This window comes from Bradyrhizobium sacchari, from assembly GCF_002068095.1.
Classification (GTDB): Bacteria; Pseudomonadota; Alphaproteobacteria; order Rhizobiales; family Xanthobacteraceae; genus Bradyrhizobium; species Bradyrhizobium sacchari.
In genome coordinates this window covers 287,350-304,386 of sequence record NZ_LWIG01000012.1, presented here as the reverse complement: position 1 = coordinate 304,386, position 17,037 = coordinate 287,350, and the positions used below count along the sequence as shown (strand labels likewise).

Sequence of the window (17,037 nt, the reverse complement as noted above, 5' to 3'; positions counted from 1 at the left end):
GGGGTCGTTCTTGCTTGCTGCGAAATCTATCGGCTGACCGATCGGTCGGTCAATAGGACGGCGAGGGGATATTGCAAGCCGCGGCAGTTGGTGTTATCAGCACAAAAAGCTGACCGATCGGTCAGGCGTCGCGATGCGACCACAAGCAATACGAACAGAAGCCTAGGAGGAAGCCCATGTCAGGAGATATCGTCACCCTCGAAGTGTCCGACAACATCGCGCTGGTGACGCTGAACCGGCCTCCGGTGAATGCGCTCGATCGTGCCATGCGTGACCGTATCGTGGGGGTGTTCGACGAGATCTCCGAGCGCCAGGACGTCAGGGTCGCGATCCTGACCGGCGCCGGAAAGGTGTTCTGCAGCGGTGCGGATCTGAAGGACCGGCCGGACCCAGCCAAGATCGGCGCATTTCACAGCCACAACCGGATCACGCGCGAGACCGGCAACTGCATCCGCGAATGCGCCAAGCCGGTCATCGCCGCGATCAACGGTGTTGCGCTGGGCGCCGGTGTCGGCCTGATGGCCTCCTGCGACATCTTCTACGCCTGCGAGGAAGCCGTGTTTGGCATGCCCGAGATCAATGTCGGCCTCGCCGGCGGCGCTGCGATGCTGAACACGCTATTCGGCCGCTCCCTGATGCGCCGGATGTTCTTCACCGGCTATCGCGTGCCGGCCGCCGAGCTCTACCGCCTCGGCATCATCGAGGCCTGCACGACCAAGGAAAACCTGCTTCCCGAAGCGATGAAGCTCGCGCGCGAGATCGCCTCGAAGAGCCCGATTGCAATGGAGTACGCCAAGAACGCGGCAAACATGGTCGAGCTGATGCCGCCGCGCGATGCCTACCGCTTCGAGCAGAACATCACGATGGCCCTGTCCAAGACGGAAGACGCCAAGGAAGCGCGCATGGCGTTCCTGGAGAAGCGCGCGCCGGTGTTCAAGGGGCGCTGAGATGCGGCCGGGAGAAGGTCTCGACGCGCTGATGTCGCCGCGTTCGATTGCGATCATCGGCGCCTCGCAGGAGGCAACCAAGATCGGCGGCCGGCCGGTTGATCTGTTGTGCCGGCACGGCTATGCCGGCCGTATCTATCCGGTCAATCCGAAGGCCGCGATGGTGCAGGGGCTGCAAGCCTACGCCTCCGTCGCCGACCTGCCGGAGGCGCCCGACCTCGCCATCATCGCGGTCGATGCGGAACGCGCGTGCGAAGCCGTCGAGCAGTGCGCCGCCCGCGGTGTCCGCAGCGTCGTCGTCTTCTCCTCGGGCTTTGCCGAGCTCGGCGAGCAGGGCCGCGCCATGCAGGAGCGGCTGCGCGTTGCCGCGCGGGGCAGCGGCATGCGCCTGCTGGGGCCGAATTGCCTCGGCGCCGTCAGCGTCGCCGAGAAGAGCATCGCGACGTTCTCGATCGTGCTCGAGCACGGCATGCCGGCCGCCGGTTCGCTCGGCATCGTGTCGCAGAGCGGCAATCTCGGCAGCTACACCATGCGCCTTGCCAGCGAGCGCGGCGTCGGCGTCAGCCGCTTCATCACCACGGGCAACGAGTGCGACATCGACATCGCCGACGGCATTGCCTGGATGGCGCGCGATCCCGCCACCAAGGTGATCCTGTGCTGCCTCGAGGCGTGCCGCGACGCCGGCCGCTTGATCTCCTCCCTGGAAGAGGCACGCGATGCCGGCAAGCCCGTCATCGCCATGAAGATCGGCACATCTGCGGCCGGTCAGGCCGCAGCGGCCTCGCACACTGGCGCCATGGCCGGATCGGATGCCGTGTTCGACGCGCTGTTCGCCCGTTGCGGGGCAGTACGTGTGCGCAGCATCGACGAGCTGATCGATCTCGGTCACGCCGCATCGATCCTGCTGCCGGACCGGTTGCCGAAGGGGCCGGGCATCGCGATCCTCACGGCGTCGGGCGGCTTCGGCGTGCTGCTCGCGGACGCCGCGCAATCGGCCGGGCTGACCTTGCCTGAGCTCGGCGAGGACACGCAACGCCAAATTCTGGAGCTGGTGCCCTTTGCGTCGGCCCGCAATCCGGTCGATGCCACCGCGCAGATGTCGAGCCGTCCTGATCTCCTCGAGAAGATCATGACCGCCGTCGTCGCGGACGAGCGAACCGACACGGTGATCCTGCCGCTGCCGTTCTCGCTGCACCTGCCGCGCTTGCGCTCGATCTATATGAATACACTGCGCAACATGCGTGCGCAATTTCCTCGCCGCCCGATCGTCCTGTGTGTCGACGGCCCGGATGATGCGCTGGCCGAGCTGCATGCGCTCGGCTTTCCGACAATCGAAAGCTTCGACGGCTGTTGCGCGACCGTCGCCGCGCTGGTGCGGTTGCAGGCCGCGGCGCAGCGGCCGCAGGACAAGCCGGCGCCGGTCGTGCGGGCGGCGCCGCCTGCTGCCGACGCCTTCCGCCACGAGCTTGGCGCCAAGCGCGCGCTGGCCGAGGCCGGCGTTCCGGTTCTGACCGAACGTCTCGTCCGGGATGCGGATGCGGCGGCGCGTGCCGCCACCGAGATCGGTTATCCCGTGGTGCTGAAGATCGCATCGCCCGATCTGCCGCACAAAACGGAGGCCGGCGGTGTTGTCGTTGGCCTCGGTTCGGAAGCCGACGTCCGGCGCGCCTACGCCCAGATGTGCGACCGGGTCGCCACCAGGGCCCCTGACGCTGCGATCGACGGCGTGATCGTGGCGCCCATGGCCAAGGGTGTTGCCGAGCTGATCCTCGGCAGCCGCATCGACCCGGTGTTCGGTCCGGTGGTGATGGTCGGTCTCGGCGGCATTTTCGCGGAGATCCTGCAAGATTCCGCCGTGCAGATGGCGCCGGTCAGCGAGGCGCAGGCGATGGCGATGCTGAAATCGCTCAAGGCGTTCGCCGTGCTCGATGGTGCGCGCGGGCGGCCACGCGCCGACCTCGACGCCGCGGCCAAGGCCGTCGCCGCGTTGTCGCGCTTTGCTGCCGCGCATGCCGACACGATTGCGGAAATCGACGTCAATCCGCTGCTGCTTCGCGCCAGGGGCGAGGGCGCAGTTGCGCTCGACGCGCTGCTGATCCCGCACGGAGAGCGGCCGGTGGGAGGCCACTGAACTCATCGACAAGAGGCCGCAGAAGCAGGCCCAGAGGAAACGCGAGCAAGCAGGAGGATAAGATGGTGAGAAGGACGATCTCGGCGCTCGGCATGATGGCCTTGCTGCTGACGAATGCACCCTTGCAAGCGCAAGGCATCTCGGGCGACGTCGTCAAGATCGGCGTCATGAACGACCAGAATGGTCCCTATGCCGACAATTGCGGTCTTGGCTCGGTCGCGGCCGCCAAGCTCGCGGTCGCCGATTTCGGCGGAACGGTCGGCGGCAAGAAGATCGAGCTCGTCATCGCCGACGACCAGAACAAGCCCGATGTCGGCGTCGCCATCGCCATGCGCTGGGTCGACAATGAAGGTGTCGATGCCATCGTTGGCTGCTCGGCCTCCTCGATCGCGCTTGCGGTGCAGGAGATGATGAAGAGCCGCAAGAAGCCCTACATGCTGGCCGGCACGGCGGGCTCGTTCTTCACCAACGACAAATGCTCGCCGATGACCACGCAATGGGTGGTCGACACCTATGCGCAGCCGAAGGCCACGGTGAAGGCGCTGCTGGCGCAGGGCGTCGACAGCTGGTTCTTCCTGACCGTCGACTACGCCTTCGGCAAGGCCTGGCAGGCCGACGCAACCAACTTCATCAAGGCCGGGGGCGGCAAGGTGGTCGGCTCGGTGCTGCATCCGCTGAATGCGTCGGACCTGTCCTCGTTCCTGCTGACGGCGCAGGCCAGCGGCGCCAAGGCGATCGCGATCGCCAATTCGGGCTCTGATTTCGCCAATACGATCAAGCAGGCGCAGGAGTTCGGGCTGACCAAGTCGCAGCTGCTCGTCCCGCTCGGTCTCATGATCAGCCAGACGCACGGGATCGGTCTGAAGGATCTGCAGAACGTGCGGCTGACGACGCCGTTCTACTGGGACATGACGCCGGAGAGCCGGGCCTTCGCCAAGCGCTATGCCGAGGCAACCAACGGTCAGCTGCTGAATGAGGGCAAGTCGGCCACCTACAGCGCCATCACGCACTACCTCAAGGCGGTGGCCGCAAGCGGTTCCGACGATGGCGATGCCGTGATGCGGCAGATGAAGAATACGCCGGTCAACGATTTCGAGATGAAGAACGTCAGCATCCGGGCCGACGGCCAGGTGATGCGGCCGCTCTATGTCGCGCGGATCAAGACGCCGGCGGAATCCAAATACACCTACGACTATTACGAGATCACCGGCACGATCGCGCCTGAGGATGCGTGGCGGCCGGCGTCGGAGAGCGCCTGCGACCTTCTCAAGTCGCAGTGAGGAACGAGCAGCCGGACATGCCGGCAGGTATGGTGAAAGCGGGAAGCAGGCGATGAGTGTACTCGAAGCGGTGTCGACGCAATCCGTCGCAGGAGAAGGTCTGACGGGCGAAGCCTATCGCGATGCGATTCATCGCTGGCTGCATGCGAATCTGCCTGCCAGCTTCCGCAGCGATAGCGCCGCGTTCGCGCCGCCCACGCAGCAGCAGTCGGTGGCTTGGGAGGCGGCGATGTACCGCGCCGGCCTCACCGGCATCACCTGGCCGCAGGCCTATGGCGGGCACGGCCGCTCCTTGCGCGAGCATCTCATCGCCAATCAGGAGATCGGCCGGCTTGCGATGCCGGAGAGCGTCAACTCGATCGGCAAGGAGCTCGCCGGTCCGATCATCCTGGCGGTCGGCACCGAGGAACAGAAGCGGCGCTTCCTGCCCGCGATCCTCGAGATGCGCAACATCTGGTGCCAGGGATTTTCCGAGCCAGAAGCCGGCTCCGATCTCGCCGGGCTTCGCACCCGGGCCACGCAAACCGGCGACGGCTGGCGTATCAACGGCCAGAAGATCTGGACCAGTGGTGCCTATCGTGCGCAGCGCTGCCTGGTGCTGGCGCGCACCGGGGCGCTGGAGGATCGCCATCGCGGCCTTGCCATGTTCGCGGTGCCGCTCGATGCCAAGGGCGTGCGCGTGCGCACCATCAAGTCGATCGACGGCCGCGAGAGCTTTTGCGAGGTGTTCTTCGACGAGGTCGAGGTTGCCCAGCAAGACGCGATCGGCGCGCCTGACGAGGGCTGGGCCGCCGCCATCCGCGTGCTGGAGATCGAACGGGCGACCAACCGCATGTATCGCGCCTGGCGCTTCGAGAACGAGCTGCGCCATCTCATTTCGGCCTGCAAGGCCGATCCAGCGCTGTCGGCGATGGTTGCCGACCGGCACTACGCGGTCAGGCTCGGCGAGGTCGCCGTCGAAATCGAGGTCTTGAAGGCGCATGTCGAGACCGCCGTCGAGGCGCTCGCGAGCGGTGACAAGATCGGCGCGCGCGGCAGTCTTGCAAAGCTCTATTGGAGCGAATCGCATCAGCGCTTTGCCGCGCTCGCGATCGAATTGCTGTCGCAGGCATCGCTGCCGCAGACACCGGCGATCAAGGTGGCGCGGCGCCGGTTCGAGGCGATCTATCTCGCGGCGCGCGCCGAGACGATCTATGCCGGCACGACCGAGATCCAGCTTGGCATCATCGCCGATCGCATCCTCCAGCTGTCGCGAGGCAAATGATGCCTTCCCAGGGCAAGGTCGCGGGCTTGCTGCACGATCGTCTGGTCGTGGTGACCGGGGCGGGCCAGGGGATCGGCCGCGCCATCGCGCTCGGCGTCGCCGCTGCCGGGGCGAGGGTGGTTCTGACCGATCTGCGGCTGGACCGGGCCGAGGCCGCCGCCCGCGAGATCAGGGACGGGAGCAAAGAGGCAACCGCCTATGCGCTCGATGTGACCGATGCCGCGGCGTGCACTGACGTGGCGAAGCGCGTCGACGAGGACATCGGCCCCGCCGACGTCATCGTCAACAATGCCGGAATCATCATCCGGGAGCCGATCGACAGCCCGCGCGCGCACGAGAACTGGCGCCAGGTCTTCGACGTCAACGTCAACGGCACGTTCAACGTGGTTCATGCCTTCATCCCCGCGCTGCGCAAGACGCGCGGGACCATCATCAATATTGCCTCCGCGGCGGCCTTTGGCGGCATGAATGGTGCGCTCGGCTATTCGCCGTCCAAGGGCGCGGTGAGGCTGTTCACGCAGGCGCTCGCCCGCGATCTCGCGCCTGACGGCATCCGGGTCAATGCCGTCGCGCCGGGCATCATCGCGACCGAGATGAGCGAGAGCACGCGGGACAATCCGGCGAGGCTGTCCGGGCTGATGGCGCGCACGCCGATGAAGCGCGTGGGACAGCCTGATGAAATTGCCGGGCCGGTAATCTTTCTGGCCTCGGCGATGGCGTCCTATGTCAATGGCGTCATCCTGCCGGTCGACGGCGGTTATCTCGCCTAGTGAACGAACGTAGTCGCACGGTTTTCGAAGAGGATAATGATGAGCATGGCCGAAGCACTTCAGCCCGACGAGTTCGCGGCAACCGCGGTACGCGCTGTGACCGCATGTGCCGGTCTCGGCGTACGCGAACAGGCGCAAAATCTCGCCGGCGACGGTCTGCTCGGAATCGTCGCGGATGAAGAGGTGGGGGGACTGGCTCTGCCGATTGGTTTCGCGGTGCCGGTGATCGCCGCCGCTCACGCCGGCTTGCTCGGCTTTCCGCTGCTGGAGACCATTCTCGTCAGCCGGCTGTTGCAGTCATCGCTGACGCGTCTTGCCGCCGCGATCGTGTCCGGCGACAAACTGGCGACGATCGCCTGGCAGGGCGAGGCATTTGCCGAGCGGGACGGCGGGTTGTTGCTGCTGAACGGTTCGCTCGCGCGCGCGCCGAGCGCTGCGTCGGCCGACCACATCCTGGTGCGGATGAGCGGCGGCGCCGCGGCGCTGATCCCGGCCGATGCCAGGGGTGTCGTGGTGGAGGACGCGGCCGGCCTCGACCTGACGGTGCCGGAGCACGTGGTGCGGCTGGAGAAGGTCGAGGTCCCCCACGGCTCCATCCTGCCGGCCGGCACCTGGGATCTGCTCAGCTCGGATGCCAATGTGCTCCGTGCCGCAGCCATCCTGGGATCGGCCGAAGCGTGCCTGGCGCTCGCGCAGGAGCATGCCTCGACGCGCCGCCAGTTCGGCCACGCCCTGTCCTACAACCAGGCCATCCGCCATGCGCTGGCGCGCCAGAAGCTCGGCCTCGAGAGCATTCGTCACGCGATCACGCGCAGCCTGTCGGAGGTTGGCGGTCCAGTGCAGCGCGATGCCGCGTTCCTGGCAGCCGTGACCTACGGCGGTTCGATCAGCGAAGGCGCGCTCCAAATCCATGGCGGCATGGGTTTCACCTGGGACGTGCCGGTGCATCGACATCTGCGCCGCATCCGCACGCTCCAGGCCCAGGGTGATGCCAGCGGCCTGATCAGCACCTTCGGCCGCAATTACGTATCGGAAGTTGCTCCGTTTGCCGAGGCAGGAGCTTGAAGGACAATAGCGTGAGGGAGACAGCCATGACCGAAACCAGGGATCAGACGCTCGCGGGCCGCGTCGCACTCGTCACCGGCGCCGGCAACGGCATCGGCCGCGCAACAGCGCTCAAGCTCGCCGCGCGCGGCGCGATCGTCGGCGTCAATGATTTGAAGCCGGAATTCGTTGACAGCACCGTGGGCGCGATCAAGGCAGCCGGCGGCAACGCGGTTGCCGTGACGCAGGATGTCTCCAGCCGCGACGGCATGCGGCAGGCGGTTCTGGGATTGGCGCAGCAGCAAGGTCGCTTCGATATTCTCGTCAACAACGCGGCATGGGTGCGCTATCAATCCGTCCCGGACATTGCCGCGGAAACCGTCGATCGCATGCTCAACATCGGCTTTAAGGCGATCATCTGGGGGATCCAGGCCGCCGCGGAGGTGATGGATGCGGAGCGCGGCGGCGCCATCGTCAACGTCGCCTCGGTCGCCGGCCTGATCTCGGCCAAGAACAGCATCGTCTACAGCGGCATCAAGGCCGGCGTCATGGGCATCACGCGCGCTGCCGCGGCGGAGCTCGGGGAGCGCAACATCCGCGTCAATGCCGTGGCGCCATCGGCGATTCCAACCGAAGGAACGATGCGCAACCGCAACGCCGAGCTCGACGCGCGCCGGGTCGCACGAACGCCGCTGGGCCGGCTCGGCACGGTCGACGACATCGCCAAGGCGATCTGTTTCCTCGCCGGTGACGAGGCCGGCTTCATCTCGGCGCAGGTGCTCACCGTCGACGGCGGCATCACCCTGACCAACATTGCCTGACGGGACAAGCGCGATGGCCGACCTGACGCCGGAACAAGAAGTGTTGAAAGAGGCCTATATCAAGGCCCGCGGCTATTGGCGGCCCTGGACGGAAGGCCTGTTGCGTTTTGATCCCGAGTTTCTTCAGGCCTACGGCAGGTATGCGGGCTATGCCGCGGAGAAGGGGCCGCTGTCTCGCAAGATGTGCGAGCTGATCTACGTCGCGCTCGACGGCTCGTCGACGCATCTATTCCGCTCCGGCCTTGCGCTGCACCTTCGCCTCGCGCTTCAGGAGGGCGCGACGGCACGGGAGATCATCGACGTGTTTCGCCTCGCGACGTTGCAGGGGCTGGACGGCTGCAACGTCGGCATCGGCATCCTTGCCGAGGAATTGGCGCGCGCTGGAATTCAGGCCGATCATTCCGAACTCACGAAAGAGCAGCAGGCGTTGCGCGATGCCTATGTGGCGCAATTCGGGGACTGGCCGGATTTCTGCGAGCAATGGCTGCGGAGCGATCCCGGCTATTTCGCCGTCCTGCTGGATCTCCTCGCCGATCGGCCCGCTGGCGACGGCCTTGACCAGCGCTCGCAATGTCTGATCTCGCTGGCGTTGAACGCCTGCTTCACCGCGCTCAATCCGCAAGGGCTGCGTGTGCAGATCAAGCGGGCGCTGCGGCTCGGCATCGGCCAGCGGGAGATCCGTCAGGTTCTCCAGATGACAGCGCATCTCGGCGTGCATGCCTGCGCCATCGGCGTGCCGGTCCTGATGGAGGCCCTCGAGGGACGCCCCGAGAATACCGGCGAGGGATCGGGCGACGGAGGGCGGGAATGAAAGGATTGGCAATCCGCAATCACAGAGCCTTCGCCTCCGGTGCCCTGTTTCTCGCCTTTGCAATCTTCTTCTTCGTCACGGCGCTGCAGTATCCCGCAGGCACGGCGGCTAAGATGGGGCCGGGCTATTTCCCGCGCCTGCTCGCGATCGTGCTCGCTACCATCGGTCTCGTCGTGATCCTCAGTGCAATGAAGTCGGCGGCGGGCCGGGAGACGCTACGCGCATGGGATATCAAGGGCCTCGCCTGGATCACCGGATCCGTCATCCTGTTCGGTGCCCTCTTGTTCCCGCTCGGGCTGGTCGGCGCGCTGTTCGTGCTGATCATGGTGTCGAGCAGGGCCAGCCCCGAATTCACCTGGACGGGCGCGTTGACCAACGCGGCGGTGCTCATCGTGCTGTGCCTTGCCGTCTTCGTCTATGGCCTCGGCCTGCCATTGCCCGTGTGGCCGTCCCTTCTCAACTGAGCGAGCCGGGCGATGGATCTCTTCCACAATCTGGCGATCGGCTTTGCCACGGCGGCCCAGCCCGCCAACCTGCTCTACGCCTTCTTCGGCTGCCTGCTCGGCACCCTGATCGGCGTGCTGCCCGGGCTCGGTCCGCTCGCGACCATCGCGATGCTGCTGCCGATCACCTATGCCCTGCAACCGGACGCCGCGCTGATCATGCTCGCCGGCATCTATTACGGTGCGCAATATGGCGGCTCGACCACGGCCATCGTCGTCAATCTGCCCGGCGAGTCCTCGTCCGTCGTGACCACGATCGACGGCTACCAGATGGCCAAGCAGGGCCGCGCCGGCGTCGCGCTCTCAACAGCGGCCATCGGCTCCTTCTTCGCCGGATGCGTGGCCACGCTCGCTCTTGCAGCCCTCGCGGGCCCGCTGACGGCGACCGCGCTGCTGTTTGGCCCGAAGGAATTCTTCGCGTTGATGATCCTGGGCCTGATCCTTGCCTCGGTGCTGTCGAGCGGTCCGTTCCTCGAGGGCATCGGCATGGTCGTGCTCGGCATGCTCCTGAGCCTCGTCGGCACTGACCTCAACAGCGGCAGTCAGCGCTTTGCCTTCGGCATCCCCCAGCTGTTCGACGGCCTCGATTTCGTGCCGCTGGCGATGGGCATCTTCGGCTTCGCCGAGATCGTCAAGAATCTCGAGCAGGACGACAAGCTGTCGGTGGTCACCCAGAAGATCACCAATTTGTTTCCGACCCGTGAGGACTTCCGCCGCATGGTTCCGGCAATGCTGCGCGGCACGACGCTCGGCACGCTGCTCGGCGTCCTCCCCGGGGGCGGCGCGGTGCTGTCGTCCTTTGCGTCCTATACGCTGGAGAAGAAGCTGTCGCGGCATCCCGAGCAGTTCGGCAAGGGCGCGATCGAGGGCGTTGCGGGCCCGGAATCCGCGAACAATGCCGGCGCCCAGACCTCGTTCATTCCCCTGCTGACGTTAGGGGTTCCCTCCAACGTCGTGATGGCGCTGATGGTCGGCGCCATGAACATCCACAACATCCATCCGGGCCCGGAAGTGATGACGAAGAATCCGACCCTGTTCTGGGGCCTGATCGCCTCGATGTGGGTCGGCAACCTCATGCTGCTGATCCTCAACCTTCCGCTGGTCGGGCTGTGGGTGAAGCTGCTCACCATCCCCTATCGCTACCTCTTTCCCGCGATCATGGTGTTCTGCTCGATCGGCGTCTATTCCATCAACAGCGGAACGTTCGAGGTCTATGAGGCGGCCGTGTTCTGCGTGTTCGGCTACGTCCTGATCAAGCTGCAATTGCCGGCGGCGCCGCTGCTGCTGGGCCTGGTCCTGGGCCCGGCCATCGAGGAGAATTTCCGCCGCGCCATGGTGCTGTCACGGGGCGACGCCACCGTGCTGCTGACCTCGCCGATCTCGGCGAGCCTCCTCGCCGCGGCCGCCATCGCGATCATCCTGATCATGCTGCCGACGATCCGCGCGCGGCGCGAGGAGGCGCTCCAGGAATGAGGCCGGGCAGAAAGGTCATCTGACGGGCCGCCCGCGCGCGGCTATTGCCGGGCAGCGATGGCGGTCATTTCGAGTTTCACGCCAGGCCCGAGATCGGCTACGCCGATCGCGGCGCGTGCCGGCAGGTGGGTTTCCGCAAAGTGCGCCTTCCAGGCCGCATTGAACGCGGCCTTTTCCTTCAGGTCGGTCATGTAGATGGTCACCTGAAGGACGTTGGCGAGGTCAGATCCGAGCGTCTTCAGCAGGCGCGCCAGCTGCCCGAGGACGTCATTGGCTTGGCCCGACATGTCGAGGCTGGTGTCCTCGGGGACGATTCCACCGATGTAGAGCACGCCGTTGTGCTCGACCACTTCGTGGAGCAGACCTTCGTAGGGCAGGACGCGCTGGATCATGATGAGACCGATGTTGCTGGAAGGGATGGGCGGGCATATCGCACATTTCTCCGTCCATGTCCTTTGAAGAGATCGATGCGAAACCTGATCGACAGATGGGGACCGTGGCGTCCGAGTCGGATCATTAAGGCATTGATATTGGGATAATAAACGGCTCTCGCGTTGCCCTCGATCATTCCGTGAAATGTTTGCCAAGCTGTCCTTGCGCGCGCCAGCCCAGCGTTTCCGCTGCCCCTGATCACGACGACATCGGGGTGTGGATCGGTATACTGCCACCACGCCCCGGAACGAGGATCAGACGATGGACGATACGATTGGCTTTCCCGACCCCGGCCTCGACCTCTCGGACGGCTTCAAGCCGCACACCTCGCATTGGGGCGTGTTCTCGGCGCGCAATGGCGCGGCCGGGCTCGAGGTCAGGGCCTATGCGGGTGATCCCGATCCGAACGGCATCATCGACAATTTCCCCGGCGCGCTCCGCCATCAGGCACGCATCGCCCAGCCGGCGATCCGCCGCGGCTGGCTCGAGCGCGGGCCCGGTCCGGACGACCGCCGCGGCCGCGATGAATTCGTCTCCGTCAGTTGGGAGAAGGCACTCGATCTCCTCGGTGACGAGCTCTGCCGCATCCGCGACACACGCGGGCCCGGCGCCGTGTTCGGCGGCTCCTATGGCTGGTCGAGCGCAGGCCGCTTCCATCACGCCCAGAGCCAGGTGCATCGCTTCCTCAACATCGCGATGGGCGGCTATGTGCGCTCGGTGAACACTTATTCCTCCGGCGCGTCCTCGGTGCTGCTGCCGCAGATCCTCTGCGGCTACGAGGACATCACCAAGCGCAACGTCACCTGGGAGCAGATCGCGACCGAGACCGACATCGTGCTGGCGTTCGGCGGCATGGCGCTGAAGAACTCCATGGTGGCCGGCGGCTCGATCAGCAAGCATGTCGAGCGCGGTGCGATGGCGGCGGCGCGCAAGCGCGGCTGCGAATTCATCCTGGTCAGCCCGCTCCGTGAGGATCTGCCGGTCGAAGCCGGCGCCGAATGGATGAGTTGCGTGCCCGGCACGGACACCGCCTTGATGCTCGGCATCGTCCATACGCTGGTGAGCGAGAAGCTCCACGACCAGGCCTTCCTCGATCGCTACGCCGAGGGCTGGCCGGTCTTCCTGCGTTATCTCACCGGCGAAAGCGACGGGCAGGCAAAGCACGCCGAATGGGCCGCCGCGATCTCTGGCGTCGAGCCGGAGACGATCCGCTCGCTCGCGCGCCGCCTTGCCGGCAAACGCGCACTGATCACCGTCTCGCACTCGCTCCAGCGCGCCGAACATGGCGAGCAGCCGGTGTGGATGGGCATGGTGCTGGCGGCGGCTCTCGGCCAGATCGGCCTTCCCGGCGGCGGCTACGCTTACTCGCTCGGGGCGATCGGCTATTACGGCCGCCGCGTCAACGACGTGCCGGGGCCGACGCTGGGGCAGGGCCGCAACGGCGTGCGCGACTTCATTCCGGTCGCGCGCATCGCTGACATGCTGCTCAATCCCGGCACCTCCTATCGCTACAATGGCGAGACGCGCACCTATCCGGACATCCGCCTCGTCTACTGGGCCGGCGGCAATCCCTTCCACCATCACCAGGACATCAACCGCCTGCGCAAGGCGTTCGCGAAAGCAGACACCTTCGTCGTGCACGAGCTCGCCTGGACTGCGACCGCGCGGCATGCCGACATCGTGCTGCCCTCGACGATGACGCTGGAGCGCGAGGACATCGGCTATTCCAGCAACGATCCGCTCATGGTCGCGATGCACCGGATCGCTGAGCCGTTCGGCCTTGCGCGCGACGACTACGAGATCTTCGCCGATCTCGCCGAGCGCCTCGGTGCGCGCGAACCCTTCACCGAGGGACGCACCTCACGCCAGTGGCTGGAATATCTCTATGAGCCGACCCGCGCCTCGCTCGCCAAGCGCGGCCTGGAGGCGCCTGACTTCGACGAATTCTGGCGCCGCGGCAGCCTGGTCGTGCCGCAGCAGCCCGACGATGGCGGCCGGCTGCGCCGCTTTCGCGAGGATCCGGTCAATCATGCGCTGCCGACGCCGAGCGGCCGCATCGAGATCTTTTCGCAGAAGATCGCCGGTCATGGCGACGCGGACTGCCCTGGCCATCCGGTCTGGCTCGAGAAGACCGACGTGCCCAAGCCTGGCGCGCCGTGCTTCCTCGTCGCCAACCAGCCGGTGACGCGCCTGCACAGCCAGCTCGATTTCGGCGGCCACTCGCTTGGCGCAAAGCATCGCGGCCGCGAGGTCGCGCGCATGAACCCTCGCGATGCCGACGCGCGCGGCATCAAGGACGGCGATATCATCCGCTTGTTCAACGAGCGCGGTGCGTGCCTTGCCGCCATCCACGTCACCGACGGGATTGCGGCCGGTGTCGTCCAGCTTCCGACCGGCGCCTGGTATGACCCCATGGATCCCGAGGACGACGCCCCGCTCTGCGTTCACGGCAATCCCAACGTGCTCACCCGCGACATCGGCACCTCGTCCTTCGCGCAGGGCTGCACCGGGCAGCTGACAACGGTCGAGGTCGAGAAGTTCACCGGCAACCTGCCGCCGATCCGTGCCTTCGATCCGGTGTGACGGAGCGCGGGGTCCGCAAGGCGCGGAGGCATCAGTTAGGCGGCCGCGCTGGCGATCCAGTCTCTCTCCGCGGCAGGACGGCGCCGCGACGGTGCTTCGACCTCAAGGGGTTCGCTCTTGCTGCCGAGCCGCCAGCGTGCCGGCGATTGACCGCTGATGCGCTTGAAGACAGTCGAAAAATGCGCCTGCGTCGAGAAGCCGACGGCAAGCGCGATCTCGGCCAGCGGCCGCCCTGTCGTCGCCAGCAGCGTCTTCGCATGTTGGATCCGGTGATTGAGCAGATATTCGCGCGGACGATAGCCGGTCGCGGCGCGGAATTGCGCCGCAAAGTGCATCCTGGACAGGCCAGCGACGCTGGCGAGTTCGGACAGGCTGATGCTGCGGTCGAAATGATCGGCGATATGCTGCTCGACGCGTCGCAGCCGCCATTTCGGCAATGCATTGACCCGCGCGCGTGGCAGCTCCAACCGCGTGAGATGCATCGCAAGGGTCTGGACGATACAGCGCGCGAATGGACGGTCCGCGGCATCGCCATGCTCGATCAGCGCCTTGGCGAGTTCGACGGCGAGCGGATCGCGCAGCAGGACGAGGTCGTCGACTCCGTCGGTCGCAGGCGATTGCGTCGTGAACTGGTCAGCCGGGATGTGGAAGTGAAGGAAGGCACAGGGCGCCTGGAATTGTGCAGAGAGAGGCTTCGACGGCGCGCTGACATAGAGCGTGCCTGCGGGCATGGTTCCGTCGAAGATGATCTGGCGGTCTCGCGTCAATTTCGCGCGCGTGGTTTTCAGGGCGATACCGACGAAATACCGGTCCATGGGCGTCGTCGCCTCGTGCGACGAGGCAGTTCGAGCGTCTTGCCATTGTGAGATCGTGATGTCCTCCATCGCCGCATCCGGGCGGCGATCGAGTCTGCGCCATTCATTCTCTTTGGGGATCGCCTGCGCCGCCTGATGGACCTGGTGATCCCGCGGGCTGGCCTGAACGTCAATCCAGGCATGTGCCGCCTGCAAGTCTGTAAACATCGCTCGTCCCCTTTCCGCGTCGCGGCCGCTGGTGGCGACCGGCAACCTCTCAAGCCCAAAACCGTCAACAAGGCTTTCGAGAAGGCTTTCCATGCTCGGAGGATAGGCGCGGGCCCGACAACAAGCCCGTTAGTGCTGATTAGGATGTGTTAGATTTTGTGCGAGCGCACAAGGTGTGACAGCCCGTCGCAGTGGTCCAACTTCGGCAAACTTTTCAACTTCTTGCGTCGCCGGCCATGATTGTGCCGTGCGCATTCCACCGTCGAGCCCGCGATGGGCTCCGATCGTCTTCGCCAGCAAGCGGAATCATCCGGCTGGTGTTGTTCGGGGGTAGCACTGACGAAATGCCCCGTTTAGCCCTTTTGCCCGTCGAGCCGCGCGAGGAAGTCGCGCATGTGCCCGGCGATCTCGTCGGTCGCCTCGTCGAGCGCGAAATGGCCGGCCTCGAGCAGGTGGACTTCGGCATCCGGTAAATCGTCGCGATAGGCGGTGGCGCCGGCGACTGTGAAGGACGGATCGTATATGCCCCAGACCACCAGCGTCGGCGGTTTCGTCTTGCGCAGCCAGTCCTGCCATTTCGGGTAGGACACGACATTGGTCCGGTAGTCCAGGAACAGCGTGGTCTGGATCTCGGCCTGGTCCGGACGCGTCAGAAAAGCGTATTCGTCGGTCCAGGTATCGGGGTCGTAACGCTCGGGATGCGGACTGGAGCCGAGATGCCGCTGGCGCGTCGCCGCCAGAGACGTGAAGTTGGCCTTGAGCGCGTCGAGCTCGCGCGCGGGATCGGCCCAGTATTTGCGGCGCGTTTCCCACAGCGGGCTCAATCCCTGCTCATGCGAAACGGCGTTCTGGATGATGATGCCGCGGACGCGCTCGGGATGCGCCAGCGCCATGCGGAAGCCGACCGGTCCGCCATAGTCCTGCATGAGCAGGACGTAGCTGGTGAGACCAAGCTTCGTGGTGAGCTCGCCGATCACGCCCGCGATGTTGTCGAATGTATAGCTGAAATCGGATGGCGGCGGCGCGCTGCTGTGGCCGAAACCGGGATAGTCGGGTGCGATCAGGTGATACTTGTCGGCGAGCAGCGGCAGCAACGGCTCCCACATCCGTGAGGAAGAGGGAAAGCCGTGCAGCAGCAGCACAGCCAGCGCGTCGGCAGGGCCCGCTTCGCGATAGAACACCTCGAGGCCCTGAATCTCGGCGGTGTGATAGCTGATCGAGCGTCGGCTCGATCGCAGATCCTGCGTCGGGGCCTGCACGCTGGTTGGCGCGCCGACGCTGCTACTCGAACGTGGCATCAAAAATCTCGACATCCATCAGCACGGGCTTGGCGTTCACGGTTCCGTCAGGCTGCAGCGTCTGCGCACGCCGCAGCGTCGGCACCACGATGCCGCCAAAACTGTCATGGGCCCAGGAGTAGTGCACGACCTTCATCCCGAACAGATCGTGATCCGTTCGCCGCTGCAGTGCGTTCTCATCGAAATAAAAGATCTGATCGGGCGCGAGCGTGATCAGGCTCGGAGGGAATTGTGCGCGCAGCCGCCGCCAGGTCTCGGTGTTCTCGTGCCACGGCGGCAGTTCCTCCAGCACGACGTCGGGATGGGCGAGCAGGAATGGATTGGTCAGATAATTCCAGATCGCGACGCCGCAAAAGAAGACGAGGTGCAACTCGTCCGTAAGCGCGGCCGAGCCGGCCTCGGAGAACGCAAGGCCTGGATCGCGCCAGGTCCGCAGCACCTCGCCATCGAGGCTTTCCATCGTGATCGCATCGGGCTGGAAGGAGCCCGAATACTCCCCGCCGGTGATGCCGGTGAACCGGACGGATTGCGTCCGGGTCGAGCCTTCTGCGGTCACATCCTTGAATTCCCTGGCATGTCCGGCACTTGCGAACAGCGTTCCGCCGACGGACAAATGGAGCGTGAACCGGCTCAGGCTGTTCCAGCGGGCCAAACCGCC

The 17,037-nt window shown here is 65.6% G+C and carries 15 protein-coding genes; 11 read left to right on the top strand and 4 right to left on the bottom strand.

Going from position 1 to position 17,037, the window contains the following annotated elements; translation table 11 throughout:
• The first annotated feature begins 176 nt into the window (after window positions 1–176).
• The 10 genes from A5906_RS16635 to A5906_RS16590 all read left to right on the top strand — a co-directional run bounded on the left by A5906_RS16635 (window position 177) and on the right by A5906_RS16590 (window position 11,044).
• Entirely contained in the window at window positions 177–947 is a 771-nt protein-coding gene (locus A5906_RS16635; RefSeq protein WP_080136451.1) for an enoyl-CoA hydratase/isomerase family protein, read from the top strand.
• 1 nt (window position 948) lies between these two features.
• The gene (locus A5906_RS16630) at window positions 949–3,078 is read left to right on the top strand and encodes an acetate--CoA ligase family protein (RefSeq protein ID WP_080136450.1); all 2,130 of its coding nucleotides are present in this window, start codon (window positions 949–951) and stop codon (window positions 3,076–3,078) included.
• A gap of 62 nt (window positions 3,079–3,140) precedes the next feature.
• Window positions 3,141–4,358 carry an ABC transporter substrate-binding protein gene (locus A5906_RS16625; RefSeq protein ID WP_080136449.1) on the top strand — a complete coding sequence of 406 codons (1,218 nt, stop codon included), beginning with the start codon at window positions 3,141–3,143 and terminating at the stop codon, window positions 4,356–4,358.
• Between the two features lie 52 nt (window positions 4,359–4,410).
• Entirely contained in the window at window positions 4,411–5,622 is a 1,212-nt protein-coding gene (locus A5906_RS16620) for an acyl-CoA dehydrogenase (protein ID WP_080136448.1), read from the top strand.
• Window positions 5,619–6,392, top strand: a complete 774-nt coding sequence (locus tag A5906_RS16615; protein WP_136615278.1) for an SDR family NAD(P)-dependent oxidoreductase — start codon at window positions 5,619–5,621, stop codon at window positions 6,390–6,392. Before A5906_RS16620 ends, A5906_RS16615 begins: the two co-directional genes overlap by 4 nt.
• 45 nt (window positions 6,393–6,437) lie before the next feature.
• Complete coding sequence (locus A5906_RS16610; RefSeq protein ID WP_245326755.1) at window positions 6,438–7,457, top strand: acyl-CoA dehydrogenase family protein; 1,020 nt, start codon at window positions 6,438–6,440, stop codon at window positions 7,455–7,457.
• A gap of 26 nt (window positions 7,458–7,483) precedes the next feature.
• The gene (locus A5906_RS16605; RefSeq protein WP_080136446.1) at window positions 7,484–8,257 is read left to right on the top strand and encodes an SDR family NAD(P)-dependent oxidoreductase; all 774 of its coding nucleotides are present in this window, start codon (window positions 7,484–7,486) and stop codon (window positions 8,255–8,257) included.
• A gap of 13 nt (window positions 8,258–8,270) precedes the next feature.
• Window positions 8,271–9,068, top strand: a complete 798-nt coding sequence (locus tag A5906_RS16600; protein WP_080136445.1) for a carboxymuconolactone decarboxylase family protein — start codon at window positions 8,271–8,273, stop codon at window positions 9,066–9,068.
• Complete coding sequence (locus A5906_RS16595) at window positions 9,065–9,532, top strand: tripartite tricarboxylate transporter TctB family protein (protein WP_080136444.1); 468 nt, start codon at window positions 9,065–9,067, stop codon at window positions 9,530–9,532. Before A5906_RS16600 ends, A5906_RS16595 begins: the two co-directional genes overlap by 4 nt.
• A gap of 12 nt (window positions 9,533–9,544) precedes the next feature.
• Window positions 9,545–11,044, top strand: coding sequence for a tripartite tricarboxylate transporter permease (locus tag A5906_RS16590; protein ID WP_080136443.1), 1,500 nt, complete (start codon window positions 9,545–9,547; stop codon window positions 11,042–11,044).
• A 41-nt stretch (window positions 11,045–11,085) separates the two neighbouring features.
• On the opposite strand, the gene A5906_RS16585 is transcribed toward A5906_RS16590, so the two are convergent.
• Window positions 11,086–11,436, bottom strand: a complete 351-nt coding sequence (locus tag A5906_RS16585; protein WP_136615277.1) for a RidA family protein — start codon at window positions 11,434–11,436, stop codon at window positions 11,086–11,088.
• Window positions 11,437–11,737: 301 nt separating this feature from the next.
• Here A5906_RS16585 and A5906_RS16580 point away from each other — a divergent pair, with 301 nt between their 5' ends.
• The gene (locus tag A5906_RS16580; RefSeq protein ID WP_080136442.1) at window positions 11,738–14,059 is read left to right on the top strand and encodes a molybdopterin guanine dinucleotide-containing S/N-oxide reductase; all 2,322 of its coding nucleotides are present in this window, start codon (window positions 11,738–11,740) and stop codon (window positions 14,057–14,059) included.
• A gap of 35 nt (window positions 14,060–14,094) precedes the next feature.
• Here A5906_RS16580 and A5906_RS16575 read toward each other — a convergent pair whose 3' ends face one another.
• From A5906_RS16575 to A5906_RS16565, 3 genes are all read right to left on the bottom strand, one after another.
• Window positions 14,095–15,081, bottom strand: a complete 987-nt coding sequence (locus A5906_RS16575; RefSeq protein ID WP_080136441.1) for a helix-turn-helix domain-containing protein — start codon at window positions 15,079–15,081, stop codon at window positions 14,095–14,097.
• Between the two features lie 353 nt (window positions 15,082–15,434).
• The gene (locus A5906_RS16570; protein WP_136615274.1) at window positions 15,435–16,379 is read right to left on the bottom strand and encodes an alpha/beta fold hydrolase; all 945 of its coding nucleotides are present in this window, start codon (window positions 16,377–16,379) and stop codon (window positions 15,435–15,437) included.
• On the bottom strand, window positions 16,363–17,037 hold a 675-nt coding region (locus tag A5906_RS16565), incomplete at its 5' end, for a hypothetical protein (RefSeq protein ID WP_201723791.1). The genes A5906_RS16565 and A5906_RS16570, both read right to left, overlap by 17 nt.

Excerpts from the sequence above, each read along its gene's own strand:
- A5906_RS16635 (WP_080136451.1), top strand. The coding sequence starts at position 177 with ATGTCAGGAGATATCGTCACCCTCGAAGTGTCCGACAACATCGCGCTG.
- A5906_RS16615 (WP_136615278.1), top strand. The coding sequence starts at position 5,619 with ATGATGCCTTCCCAGGGCAAGGTCGCGGGCTTGCTGCACGATCGTCTG.
- A5906_RS16595 (WP_080136444.1), top strand. The coding sequence starts at position 9,065 with ATGAAAGGATTGGCAATCCGCAATCACAGAGCCTTCGCCTCCGGTGCC.
- A5906_RS16585 (WP_136615277.1), bottom strand. The coding sequence starts at position 11,436 with ATGATCCAGCGCGTCCTGCCCTACGAAGGTCTGCTCCACGAAGTGGTC.
- A5906_RS16605 (WP_080136446.1), top strand. The coding sequence starts at position 7,484 with ATGACCGAAACCAGGGATCAGACGCTCGCGGGCCGCGTCGCACTCGTC.
- A5906_RS16625 (WP_080136449.1), top strand. The coding sequence starts at position 3,141 with ATGGTGAGAAGGACGATCTCGGCGCTCGGCATGATGGCCTTGCTGCTG.
- A5906_RS16570 (WP_136615274.1), bottom strand. The coding sequence starts at position 16,379 with ATGCCACGTTCGAGTAGCAGCGTCGGCGCGCCAACCAGCGTGCAGGCC.
- A5906_RS16610 (WP_245326755.1), top strand. The coding sequence starts at position 6,438 with ATGGCCGAAGCACTTCAGCCCGACGAGTTCGCGGCAACCGCGGTACGC.
- A5906_RS16600 (WP_080136445.1), top strand. The coding sequence starts at position 8,271 with ATGGCCGACCTGACGCCGGAACAAGAAGTGTTGAAAGAGGCCTATATC.
- A5906_RS16620 (WP_080136448.1), top strand. The coding sequence starts at position 4,411 with ATGAGTGTACTCGAAGCGGTGTCGACGCAATCCGTCGCAGGAGAAGGT.
- A5906_RS16575 (WP_080136441.1), bottom strand. The coding sequence starts at position 15,081 with ATGTTTACAGACTTGCAGGCGGCACATGCCTGGATTGACGTTCAGGCC.
- A5906_RS16630 (WP_080136450.1), top strand. The coding sequence starts at position 949 with ATGCGGCCGGGAGAAGGTCTCGACGCGCTGATGTCGCCGCGTTCGATT.
- A5906_RS16580 (WP_080136442.1), top strand. The coding sequence starts at position 11,738 with ATGGACGATACGATTGGCTTTCCCGACCCCGGCCTCGACCTCTCGGAC.
- A5906_RS16590 (WP_080136443.1), top strand. The coding sequence starts at position 9,545 with ATGGATCTCTTCCACAATCTGGCGATCGGCTTTGCCACGGCGGCCCAG.